This window comes from Myxococcus vastator, from assembly GCF_010894475.1.
Lineage (GTDB): Bacteria > Myxococcota > Myxococcia > Myxococcales > Myxococcaceae > Myxococcus > Myxococcus vastator.
Map to the genome: position 1 here is coordinate 1 of NZ_JAAIYB010000319.1, position 10,123 is coordinate 10,123.

The following is a 10,123-nucleotide window of genomic DNA, read 5'->3' on the forward strand; positions in this document are numbered from 1 at the left end:
GGCCCCCTTCTATGACGTCCCCCTGGCCCTGCCCGCGGGCAGCCCCGTCTTCGACGCGGAGGGGCGGCTGGTGGCGGTGGTGGTGAAGAAGCACCGCCGCGGCTGCCGGGTGCTCCCGCTGAACGCGGTGAAGGTGGAGCTGGCGTCGGTGGACATGCCATGACCCGGGCCGTGACGACTCCCTGGCGACCGAACGCCGTGCAGGAAGCGGTGGGGCTGTGGGCGGTGGGCTTCCTGTCCATCGTCGCCACCTTCCTCCTGCTGGGCGGAACCAGCGTCCCCAAGCTGGTGGCGACGGTGGGCTTCCTCTACCTGCCGCTCATCCCCATGCGCTGGCGTGACGAGGACTACGGGGACTATGGCCTGTCGCTGCGCGCGTGGCGCGAGGACCTGCGCCTGTTCCTGCTGCTGTCCGCGGTGGTGGGCCCGCTCTTCTTCCTGGGCTTCGCCGCGTTCGCGGAGGTGCTGCCCCACCTGCCCACGGCGCTGGCCCGGCACCTCACGCCGCTGATGGGCGAGGCCCGCTTCCAGCCCCGCCTGCCCCCGCGCTTCGGCGAGTGGTTCATCGACCAGCTCTTCGTCGTCGCGCTGCCGGAGGAGTTCTTCTACCGGGGCTACCTCCAGACGCGGCTGCGCGACGCCTGGCCGCAGGGCCGCAAGTTCCTGGGGGGCCGGCTGGGCCCCGCCTTCTGGCTGACGGCGCTGCTGTTCGCCCTGGGCCACCTGGCCATCTTCCAGGCGTGGCGGCTGTCCGTGTTCTTCCCGGCGCTGCTCTTCGGGTGGATGCGCGAGCGCACCGGCACCGTCATCGGCGCCGCCCTGTTTCACGCGGCTTGCAACCTCTACGTGCGGTTTCTCGAGGTTTCTTTTTTCGGCTGATTTCCGCCGAGTTTCGCCGCGCCCCCACTCCCAGCAGCAGCGCCGCGCCCACCCTCCGTGAAGCATGGGGTGTGTTGACGCGCCCGTAACCTGATTTCAACGGAAGCTCGACAGGGTTTTACTTGTCTTCCGCGAATGACTTGTTGCGTCGAAAATATCACAAGAAACTCCGTGCCACACTGCGGCGATAACTCTTCAACCCCCTTGCACTGAGTTCGAGACCCCCAATGACGATTCGCCGCACCGAAGGTCCGAAGCCCACGATTCGCCCCACTGCTGCTTCCGAGGCTCAGTCGAAGACGGCCGCGAAGCCGGCGACCATCGCCCCGAACATCATCAAGGACGGGTTCGGCCCCGCGGCCAAGACGACGGACCTGGCGCGCGCGGAGAAGTCGCTGAAGCCGCTGCCGCCGCCCGTGGGCCGGCTCTCCCTGGACAGCCGCGAGGCGCAGACGGCCATCCAGACGTCGCTGGCGCACCTGTCGCCCTCCACCCAGTCGTCCATCCGCAACCCCGGCATCGTCGGCGGCGTGCAGTTCCCGGCGTACACGCCGAAGAGCGTGGAGCGTGACTCGCTGGGCATGACGCACGTGCGTCTGGACCGCCAGCACGAAGGCGTGAAGGTCTTCGGCGAGCAGGTCGTCACGCACCTCGACTCCGAGGGCAAGCTCAAGAGCACCACCGGCGACCAGTCTGAAATCCCGGCCGGCCTGGGCACGCAGAAGCCCAAGGTGACGCACAGCCAGGCGATGGACATCGCGCTGAAGGAGTTCAACGGCAAGCCGGACCGCCAGCCGAACTCCGAGCGCGTCATCTACAAGGACATCTCCGGCGAGTACCACTCCGCGTACCGGGTGGAAGTCACCAACGTGGATGGCACCGACAATCCGCGCAAGATGAACTACCTGGTGGACGCCAACACCGGGAAGCTCTTCGAGCAGTTCAACGCCATTGACGGGTACGCCCGCCAGCACGGCGCCTCGCACGGCCACAGCCACGCCCACGGCGCGGACCACGCCGACCACGCCCACGGCGCGGACCACGCCGACCACGCCCACGGCGCGGACCACGCGCACGGCGCCGCCGCGACGCCTGCGGAGATCAAGGCCTCGGCCACGCCGAAGGCGGAGATCGCCGACCTGGCCACCGTCACGTCGAAGGTCAACGTGACCCAGGACGGCACCGTGGACCAGCTGAAGCTGGACCTGGACATCGACCACACGTTCAAGGGCGACCTGTCGGTCACGCTCACCAGCCCCTCCGGCAAGTCGGAGACGGTGCACAACCGCACGGGTGGCAGCGCGGACCACGTCAAGGGCAGCTTCGACCTGAGCGGCTTCGCGGGCGAGTCCGCGAAGGGCGAGTGGACGCTGTCGGTGAAGGACAACGCGCGCCGCGACACGGGCACGCTGAACGGCTGGGGGTTGACCATCACCCCGAAGGCCGGTGAGCCCAACGAGCCGGGGACCGGCGAGAAGGTCGCGGACGACACGTCCATGTACAGCGGCAAGGTCGCGCTGGACACGAAGCAGCAGGCGGACGGCACGTACACGCTCGAGGACGGCACGCGCGGCGACGGCGTGGCGACCTACGACGCGATGAACCGCGAGCGCGCCAGCGGCCAGACGCCCATCAAGGACGACAACAACGTCTGGGGCGAGCCCACGGACCCGGAGCGCAACAAGGCCGCGGTGGACGCGCACTACGGCGGCCAGATGATGTACGACTTCATGAAGGACGTCCTCGGCCGTGACTCCATCGACGGCGCGGGTGAGAAGCTGGTCTCCTACGTCCACGTCAGCAACAACTACGTGAACGCGTACTGGGACGGCGAGAAGATGAGCTACGGCGACGGCGACGGCCGCAACTCCGGTCCGCTCACCGCGCTGGACATCGCGGGCCATGAGATCGCCCACGGCCTCACCGAGCGCACCGCCGGCCTCATCTACCGCGGCGAGTCCGGTGGTCTGAACGAGGCGATGAGCGACATCATGGGCGCTGGCCTCGAGTGGTACGCGTCCCAGAAGAACCCCGACGTGAAGTTCAACTGGACGGTGGGCGAGACGGCCTGGACGCCGACGAACGGCGATGACACCGACGGCCTGCGCTACATGGACGATCCGACGAAGGACAACTACTCGATCGACAACTTCAAGAACTACCCGAAGCAGACCGAGGTGCACGGCTCCAGCGGCATCGCGAACAACGCCTTCTACCTGCTGACCAACGGCGGCACCAACCGCACGTCCGGCATCGAGGTGAAGGACGCCATCGGCATGGACAAGGGCCTGAAGATCTACTACCGCGCCCTGGCCCACTACATGACGCCGAGCACCACGTTCGCCCAGGCCCGCACCGCGACCATCAACGCGGCTACGGACCTCTACGGCGCGGACTCCACGGAAGTGGCGAAGGTCAAGGAGAGCTGGACCGCCGTCGGCGTGAACTAGCCCTCTCGCTTCACTGAAGATTCCAGAGCCCGGCCCGGCCCGCGACCTACCGCGGGCTGGCGCCGGGCTTCGGCTTTTCAGCGGCCGCTCAGGCCGATGACTCCCCTGTTTCGGTGACAGGCGTCGTGGCCGGCACGCCCTCCACCAGCAACATGATGGAGTGCGCGCTCTCGTGGCGGAGCGCCTTGGCGGCGGCGTACTCCGGGGACGCCCACCAGGCCCTGGCGTGCTCCACGCTGGGGAACTCCAGCAGGACGAAGCGCGGGGGCTGCCAGGTGCCTTCCAGGGCCTGGGTGGGGCCGCCCCGGACCAGGTAGCGGCCCCCGTAGGGCTTGAGCGACGGGGGCGCGAGCTGCTTGTACCGCTCGTAGGTCTGCGCGTCGTGCACCGAGACCTCGACCAGGACGTAAGCAGGCATGGGCGCTCCTCGCGGCGGCTCAGAACTCGTATCGGAAGACGACGGGCGCTCCCTGCGTTCGGTGCCTGGGGAACGTCCAGGCGCCTATCTTCTGCTGCATGCAACGCACGAGCGACGTGCCGCGCAGCCACAACGTCTCGGTGGTGATGGACTCCACCTTCCCGCTGGGCAGGACGCTCAAGCGCAGCACGGCCCGGTCTCCCTCCCGCGGCGGCGCGGACTGCTCGCGGGCACACGCCGCGAGCTCCGAGCGCCGGGCATGCACCACCGCGAAGACGGTGGCCAGGTCGAGCGACTCGCGGGGCGCCGTCGGGTCGGGCGGGACGTAGACGGTCGGCTTGTGGTGCTTGGTGGCGTTGGGTCCCGGGCCGGAGAGCACGCGGTCGAAGTCCGCGTCGGGCCCCAGGTCGTCCTCCGAGCCGCCAGCCGTCGCGGCCTCCGCGACCGTCGTGGCGGGCCGCCTGGCGGGCTCCGGCTCCGGAGCAGGCGCCACGGAGTGCTTCCCGATGACGAAGGCCACGGCGACGTCGCGCGAGGAGAGGCTGCCCGTGGGCCGCTCGAAGACGCGCTCCTCCGGCGCCGGCCGTCCGCCGCCCGTCGCGGCGCGCGCCGTGCTCTCCGTGCCGGTCAGCTCTGGCACGCGACCTCCGCGGTCGACCGAGACGGCCGAGAGCGCGGGCGGCGATGCGCGGGCGGGCTCCTGCATCGGGCTCGGGTCGCGCGCGCGCTCCGCGGCCGACGTCGCGACGCCCGCGCCGCTGAGGCTCGCGCTGCCCGTGCCACCCGCTGACGTCGGGGTGCCCGACGCCGCGCCGCCCTGACGCCCAGCCGCGCCGGCCTCCGGCGAGGGCGCGGCGGCCTCCGCGGCCACCGGCTGTTGCGCGGGCAGGGGCGTACCGGGGCCGCGCGTCGTGTCCACGGCATCGCCGGGGCTCGCGGCGCCACGGCCGCTCCCTCCGCCAAAGACGCCCAGCGCCAGGGCCACCGACATGCCGCCGATGGCTCCCCCCGCCAGGAGGAGCCCCAGCCGGCGCTTGCGACGCGTGCGCTCCTCGGGCGACGGCGCCGCCAGCACCGCGTGGGTTCCCACGGGCTCCGCCACGGGCATCGGGTCCGACGCCGGGGCGCCGTCCGCGGCGAAGTCGCTCGCGGCCGGCGCGGTGACAGGTTCCGGCGCGAGCGCCGCGGCATCGGCTTCCGGAGCCCCTGGGGCCTCCACGGCAGGTGGTGCGCCGGACGCCTGCGTCCGCGGCATGGCGGTAGCGCCCACCGCGGGAGCCGCCACGACGGCGGCGGGAGCAATGGCCGCGAAGGGGGGCACCACCGTGCCCGGTGCATCCAGGATCACCCGCTCCGTGGTGGCCTCTGAGACCTCCACCGCGCGCGCGGCCTGAGGCCTGAAGGCCCCGGCCGCTTCCGACGGAACGGGCGGAGGTCCCGCGGGCACGGACGGCGGAAGCAGCGCGGAAGCGAGCTCCGGGATGTGCCCCAGGGGCAGCCACTCACCGAACCCCTCGCGCCAGCACAGGGAATCAAAGCCCAGAAACCCTCGCTCGACGTGGGCCTTCAGGTCCGCGAGGTCGTGAGGACCGTAGGCCGCGCCGCCCGTGACGAAGTACCAGGCCTGCTTCACGACGGGCGCGGCTTCCTTCGGCGGCGCCGCCTCCTCGCCCAAGGTGGACGCCCTTGAACGGCCCGCGCCCCGGTGCAGCCGCTCCGACTGCGTGGCCTCGCGGTAGCGCGGCTGCGCGCTGGGCCGGACACGAAGGCTCTTGTCCGTGCGCAGCTGGCCCACGATGGCGTCCAGCTCCGCATCCGACACGCCATCCAGCACGGGCGAATCGCCCTCATCAGGGCGCTCTGGGGCGACCTCCCGGGCGTGCCCCGGGTTGGCGTTGTCTTCCCCTGAGTTGCCGGCCATCGACCCGCTCCTTGATTCCATCCGGTCCCGATTAAGCCGCACCATCAGACCTCACCCAATGGAATGCCACCATGGCGATTCGTCAAACGGCGAGCGTCTGCGCGGAGGTGGACACAGCCCCCACGAGGGACGGAGCCCTAGCGTAGTTCCCAGGCCCCACCTTCGTACAATGCCCCGACTGTGCGGCATGCACACACAGCCCGTCGGCACGGCACGCGCTGCTTCCCTGGCTGTCCTCCAACCGCTTCACGCCCAACAAGCCCAGGCGCCGTCCTCGCGCACGTCGCTCACGAGTCGGACAGCTCGTGCAGCTGCAGCTCCGGCCCCACCGACAGCGTGTGGCCATGAGCCAGCTCCACCCACCCCGAGGTGCGCTTGAGCGCGCTGGCCACCACCACGGTGCGACAGCGCCGGTGCGCCCCCACCGAGGGCTGCCTGTCCGGTGTCTCGGGCGTCACCTCGCACAGCTCGCATTCGGCCGACCCCTCCAGCCGCGTGCAGTACAAGGGCTGTTCGCCATACCGGGTCGCCGCCAGGAGCGTGCCGTTGGTGGCCACCAGGTTGAGCGTGGGCGTGCGTGCCACGCCGGCCTGGACCGCGGCCCGAGCCACCTCGCGCGCCGTGTCCGCCAGCACGCGGCCGGCGACCTCGGCCTCCAGCCGCGGGTCCTCCGTGCGGCCCAATTCGCGCAGGCGCTTGAGGAAGACGGCGAACAGCAGCTCCCCTTCGGTTCCACCGCGAACCTGGCGCCGCAGGTGGTCCGGCAGCGACTCCAGCAACGGGGCGCGAAGCAGCTCGAAGCCCCGCACTCCGCCCTGGTGCGCGAACAACCAGCGCCGGGAGCGGAAGGGCTGGGTGTTCTCCTCCAGCGACAAGCCCAGGGGCAGCTGGCCGGCGTGGAACAGCAGCGCCTCCGATTCATGCGGGGGCGCGAGCGAGTCCAGGGTCAGCGCCTCGCCGCTGGAGAAGCGCCGCAACAGGACCTCCTCCTGGGCGTAGGCTCCCACCCCCAAGGCGTTCGCCTTCGGCCCTGCCTGGAGCAGGACCTGGCCTTGGAGGCGGTGCAGCTCACAGCGCAACAGGTTCGGGTCGGACGTCAGCGCGGCGAGGATGACGGACATGGATGAGCAAACCCCCTTCGCCATGAGAGATAATGGCCTCGGAGCGCCCCCTCAAGCCAGCGGGCATGCTCCCTTGCACCCTCGCTAAGCCCTTGAAATGGCTGGGCTTTATTGACACGGGAACGTTGACACCCGCTCCTGGGGGTGCCTAACCTCCGTGCGCTTCACCGACGGACCTCTGCTGCAGGTCTTCACCGGAGACGGAATGGCGGACGATATCGCAATCGGCATCGACCTGGGCACGTCGTACTCGTGCGTGGCGGTGGTCCAGGACGGCCAGCCCATCGTCATCCCCAACGAGTGGGGAGAGACGACTCACGCCTCCTGCGTCTCGTTCCTCGAGGATGGCTCGGTCCTGGTCGGCAACGCGGCCAAGAAGAACATCATCACGAACCCAGAGCAGACCGTCTATTCCGCCAAGCGCCTCATCGGCCGCTACTACTTCTCCGACGAGGTGAAGAAGGCGCAGGCGGTGATGCCGTACCGCATCGTCGAGGGCGACAACAACTCGGTGCGCATCGCGGTGAACGAGCACTCGTATTCGCTCCCGGAGATCAGCGCGCTGGTGCTCAAGGAGATGAAGGCGGTGGCGGAGACGTACCTGGGCCAGGAGGTGACGAAGGCCGTGGTCACCGTGCCCGCGTACTTCAACGACAACCAGCGCCAGGCCACCAAGGACGCGGGCCGCATCGCCGGCATGGAGGTGCTGCGCATCCTCAACGAGCCCACCGCCGCGGCGCTCGCGTACGGCTTCGGGCGCGACGTCAACCAGCGCGTGGTGGTCTACGACCTGGGCGGCGGCACCTTCGACGTCTCCATCCTGGAGATTGGCAAGGACGTCTTCGAGGTGCTGGCCACCGCGGGCGACACGTACCTGGGCGGCGACGACTTCGACGACCGCATCATGACGTGGCTGGCGGATGACTTCCTGGCCCGTACGCGCCTGGACGTGCGGCAGAACAAGTACTGCCTGCAGATGCTCAAGGAGGCCGCGGAGAAGGCGAAGATCGACGTGGGCCAGACGGGCTCCGCGGAGATTCTCTGCCAGGGCATCTGCCAGGACGCCGACGGCAACGTCATGGACCTGCGTGGGCAGCTCAACCAGGACCAGTTCAACCGCATGGTGATGGACCTGGTGCAGCGCACGTTCAAGGTGTGCGACGAGGCGCTGCAGAGCGCGCGCCTGACGGCCGCCGACATCGACGCGGTCATCCTCGTGGGCGGGCCGACGCGGCTGCCCATCATCCGCAACTCGGTGAAGCACTACTTCCAGAAGGACCCGCTGGAGGGCATCAACCCGGACCAGGTCGTGGCCATGGGCGCGGCGCTCCAGTCGCACGCGCTGCTGGACAGCAAGACGCAGACGTTCCTGGTGGACGTCACGCCGCTGTCGCTGCGCATCGGGACGGTGGGTGGGTACACCGAGAAGATCATCGACAAGAACACGCCGGTTCCCATCGACCGCTCGAAGACGTTCACCACCAGCCGCGACGGCCAGGAGAAGGTGAAGATTCGCGTGTACCAGGGCGAGTCCAACCGCGCCGACGAGTGCGAGATGCTCGGCGAGTTCGAGTTCGCGGGCTTCCGCATCGGCTACCGCGGCGAGGTGAAGATCGAGGTCACCTTCGAAATCAACACGGATGGCCTGGTGCACGTGTCCGCGTGCGACACGGAGACGGGGCAGAAGACGTCGACCTCCATCACCCTGTCCTCCGGCATGAGCGAGGCCGATATCCAGCAGTCCATCCAGGCCAACCGGAACACCCGGCTTGCTGGCCACAACAGCGACGACCTGCCCGCCGCGGCGCAGTAAGGCCGCGACCCGACCACGCCGATGTCCGAGCCTTCAGACCCCAGCGCCGGCAAACCGCCGGGAGCCACGCCCGGGACACCGGCCACGCCCGCCCGGCCCGCCGTCCCACGCGTGACGGCCGCCGTGCCCGGTCCCGTCACGCCCGGGACGATTCCGTCGTCGCCCGCCGCCAGCGGGCCGACTCCGCCGCCGCGGCCCCAGGGGACGCCTGTCGCACGTCCCCCGGGCGTGACGCCCGCGGTGCCGCCCCGAGCCACGATGACGGGGATTCCCACGGTGCGGACGGGCGCTGGAGAGGGTGCGCCTGGACGAGCGACGGCGCCCGGTGCGAGTCCCGCGACGGCGCCGGCACGTCCGGCGGCGGGTGCAGTGCCGAGTTCGGGGACTGCGCCGAGAGGTACGCCCGCGACGCTGCCCGCGATTCCGGCGGTGGGTGCCGCGACGAGCCCGGCTGCGCGTCCGACTCCGGCTGGGGCAGCGCCCACGGTTCCGAGCTCGGGGCCCGCGCCGCGGGGTACGCCCACGACATTGCCCGCGATTCCGGCGGTGGGTGCCGCGACGAGCCCGGCTGCGCGTCCGCCTCCGGCTGGGACAGCGCCCACGGCTCCGCAGGGCACCAGCGGCGCTGACGCCAAGACACCCGTGCCGCGTCCGGCCACCGGGGCAGCAGGGGCCGCCACGCCCGTGCCACGTCCGGCCACTGGAGCTGCAGGGGCCGCCACGCCCGTGCCGCGTCCGGCCACCGGTGCAGCGGGAGCCGCCACGCCCGTGCCGCGACAGGTGACGGGCGCTGGTGCGAACACACCTGTCCCCCGCGTGGCCCCTGCAGGCACCACAGCGCCCGCTTCGCGACCGGCACCGGCCGCCTCCCCCACCGCTGGCTCGACGACGCCCGTGCCTCGCGTCGCACCGGCTGGCGCCAATCCCACTGGAGCCAACACGTCCCCCCCGCGCCAGGGCTCGAACCCCAGTGCCGCGGGGGCACCGACGCCCGTGCCTCGCCCGGCAGCTGGCGGAAACACCCCTGCTCCGCGTCCGGCGGGTGCGGTTCCTCCGGCACAGCGTCCCACCCTGGGCGCCATTCCCACCGTTGCCCCTGCCATCGCGCCCATGGGCGCACCCGCGTCGCCGTCCTCGACCGGAGTCGTTCCCTCCGTCGCTCCCGTGGGAGCCGCTGCGCCCCCAGTCGCGGGCGCCGTGCCCTCCATCGCACCGGTAGGCGCTCCAGCTTCGCCCGCATCGACAGGCGTCCCCTCGGTTGCCCCGGTAGCGCCCCGCGCTCCGGCCCAGACGAGGACGGTCCCGACAATCCCCGCAGCCGCGCCGCAGGCAGGCGCCGCACCGGCGCGCCCCCAAGGAACAGCGCCGGCGTCGAGGCCGCCTCCCGTACTCGCGCTAGGCCAGGTCGTCCCTCCCGTGGCGCCCTCCACGGTCCCACAGCAGCGGCCCGGGGCCCGGCCCACCATGTCCCTGCCAGCGCTGGTGCCCGCCGGCACCACACCGTCGCGCCCTCCCCCGTCC

At 71.0% G+C, this 10,123-nt stretch carries 6 protein-coding genes; 3 read left to right on the forward strand and 3 right to left on the reverse strand.

Features of this window, described 5'->3' with window-relative positions:
• Window positions 1-159 precede the first annotated feature (159 nt).
• Both mrtX and G4D87_RS26290 read left to right on the forward strand, forming a co-directional pair.
• Window positions 160-879: a myxosortase MrtX gene (gene mrtX / locus G4D87_RS26285; RefSeq protein WP_163785123.1), complete on the forward strand. Its 720-nt coding sequence runs from the start codon at window positions 160-162 to the stop codon at window positions 877-879.
• 227 nt (window positions 880-1,106) lie between these two features.
• Entirely contained in the window at window positions 1,107-3,329 is a 2,223-nt protein-coding gene (locus G4D87_RS26290; RefSeq protein ID WP_163785126.1) for a M4 family metallopeptidase, read from the forward strand.
• 88 nt (window positions 3,330-3,417) lie between these two features.
• Here the strand turns inward: G4D87_RS26290 and G4D87_RS26295 are convergent, their stop codons facing one another.
• The 3 genes from G4D87_RS26295 to G4D87_RS26305 form a co-directional block, all read right to left on the reverse strand.
• Window positions 3,418-3,747, reverse strand: coding sequence for a DUF1330 domain-containing protein (locus G4D87_RS26295; RefSeq protein WP_163785127.1), 330 nt, complete (start codon window positions 3,745-3,747; stop codon window positions 3,418-3,420).
• 19 nt (window positions 3,748-3,766) lie between these two features.
• Entirely contained in the window at window positions 3,767-5,668 is a 1,902-nt protein-coding gene (locus G4D87_RS26300; protein ID WP_240358625.1) for a GYF domain-containing protein, read from the reverse strand.
• A 287-nt stretch (window positions 5,669-5,955) separates the two neighbouring features.
• Window positions 5,956-6,789, reverse strand: a complete 834-nt coding sequence (locus G4D87_RS26305; protein ID WP_205507730.1) for a class II glutamine amidotransferase — start codon at window positions 6,787-6,789, stop codon at window positions 5,956-5,958.
• Between the two features lie 205 nt (window positions 6,790-6,994).
• Here G4D87_RS26305 and dnaK point away from each other — a divergent pair, with 205 nt between their 5' ends.
• Window positions 6,995-8,602 (forward strand): molecular chaperone DnaK, encoded by a 1,608-nt coding sequence (gene dnaK, locus G4D87_RS26310; protein WP_163785134.1) that lies wholly within the window; start codon window positions 6,995-6,997, stop codon window positions 8,600-8,602.
• Window positions 8,603-10,123: the final 1,521 nt, after the last annotated feature.

Bases quoted from the DNA above. Each gene is read 5' to 3' on its own strand.
- G4D87_RS26295 (WP_163785127.1), bottom strand. From the start codon at position 3,747: ATGCCTGCTTACGTCCTGGTCGAGGTCTCGGTGCACGACGCGCAGACC.
- G4D87_RS26290 (WP_163785126.1), top strand. From the start codon at position 1,107: ATGACGATTCGCCGCACCGAAGGTCCGAAGCCCACGATTCGCCCCACT.
- G4D87_RS26300 (WP_240358625.1), bottom strand. From the start codon at position 5,668: ATGGCCGGCAACTCAGGGGAAGACAACGCCAACCCGGGGCACGCCCGG.
- G4D87_RS26305 (WP_205507730.1), bottom strand. From the start codon at position 6,789: ATGTCCGTCATCCTCGCCGCGCTGACGTCCGACCCGAACCTGTTGCGC.
- mrtX (WP_163785123.1), top strand. From the start codon at position 160: ATGACCCGGGCCGTGACGACTCCCTGGCGACCGAACGCCGTGCAGGAA.
- dnaK (WP_163785134.1), top strand. From the start codon at position 6,995: ATGGCGGACGATATCGCAATCGGCATCGACCTGGGCACGTCGTACTCG.